This is a genomic window from Actinomycetota bacterium (assembly GCA_005774595.1).
Classification (GTDB): domain Bacteria; phylum Actinomycetota; class Coriobacteriia; order Anaerosomatales; family D1FN1-002; genus D1FN1-002.
Window position 1 is genome coordinate 1 of the sequence record VAUM01000408.1, and the last position, 1,497, is coordinate 1,497.

Genomic DNA, 1,497 nt, shown 5'->3' on the forward strand with positions numbered 1-1,497 from the left:
ATCGCGAACAGGCGCAGGACGAGCTGGTGTGCCGCGTACACGCCGAGGCTGCGCGTGCCCCAGCCCTGCAGCGGCGTCCACCTGCGTCCGGCGAGGAACAGCGCGCCGATGCCGCAGAGCGGAACCGCCACGCGCAGCGTGCGCACGAGCACGCTGCCGCCGAGCCACCACACGTCCGACGCCCACGCGTTGAACGCGTCGGTCCACAGCGGCGTGGGGAACAGCAGGTTCGCGCCGGCGCTGCTCCAGATCGCCCACATGCCCGCGAGGTACAGCGGCGCCGTCCACCAGCCGGTCTTCCAGCCGTGCTTCTTCGCCAGATGGCCCGCGACGAAGAACGGCACGAGGCGCTCGGCCTGGATGACGCAGAAGCCGGGTACCGCCGCCGGCCACAGCGCGATCAGGCAGGTCAGCACGACGAGCAGGGTCTCGTTCCATGAGAACAGGTAGAAGAAGAGGCTCACGACGAACAGCGCCATCAGGAACCACATCGGCGGGGTACCGCCTGCGAGCGCCGTGAGCATCGAGCCGAGGCCGAGCGGACGGCCGCCGGCGAGCCAGAACACCGTCGTCCACGCGGCGAAGGGGAGCAGGAGCTGCAGCGCGCGGCGGCCGATCGCGCCCACGCCGTCGCCGACCGACTGCGGCGGCTTGGTGAGGTAGCCCGAGATGAAGGCGAACAGCTGGACGTGGAAGCTGGTGAGCACCGTGAAGGCGAACTGGAAGCCGTAGGGCGCGTTTCCGATGCCATGGAACGCGCCGAGGATCACGTGCCCCACGACGACCGCGACCATCGCGAGCCCGCGCAGCGAGTCGAGGCGCGGGTCGCGGCCGCTCGCGGGAGCCGCGGACTCCGGCGCTGTCGCCTGCGGCGACGCCTGGGCGATGTCGTTGCTCTCGTTCACGGGGCAAGTGTAGCGGTGCGGAGCCGTCGTCGTCGGTGACTCGCGGGGTGGCGGGGCCCGCAGCGCCCTATACGATTCCCGGGTACGGCGCACCCAAGAATCGTATGGGGCGGAGACAGTCCCGGCAGCCGGCGCTCTCGGCCCGTAGGCGCCGCCATCCGTGTGCCCATCGGCGGTCTCGGCCTCCCGCCAAGCCGCCGCCCCTCGCCCGTCCGCTTCCGCAACTGCGGTACGATGACCGCGCACGCCTTGTCCGAGTCGACCGCAGGGCCGCTGCAGGGAGGGAGCGCATGACCGACGACCAGCCACGCGAGCCCGTCACCTACCGCGACGCCGGTGTCGATACGGCCGAAGGCGCGCGTGCGGTCGAGCGCATCCGCGCCGCGGTCCGCTCGACACGCCGCCCCGAGGTCATCGGCGACATCGGCGGGTTCGGCGGGCTGTTCTCAGCGGCGGCGTTCAAGGACATGACCGAGCCGGTCCTGGTCTCGGGCACCGACGGCGTCGGCACCAAGATCGAGCTCGCGAAGCTGCTCGATCGCCACGACACCGTTGGCATCGACCTCGTCGCCATGTGCGCGAACGACATCCT

General features: G+C 71.3%; 2 protein-coding genes. One reads left to right on the forward strand and one right to left on the reverse strand.

From position 1 onward, the window contains the following. Window positions 1-905: acyltransferase (locus tag FDZ70_10545; protein ID TLM66265.1), on the reverse strand; the 905-nt coding region annotated here is incomplete at its 3' end. Between the two features lie 290 nt (window positions 906-1,195). Between FDZ70_10545 and FDZ70_10550 the strand changes: the two genes are divergently transcribed. Further along, the coding region (locus FDZ70_10550) for a phosphoribosylformylglycinamidine cyclo-ligase (protein TLM66266.1) at window positions 1,196-1,497 on the forward strand (302 nt) is incomplete at its 3' end.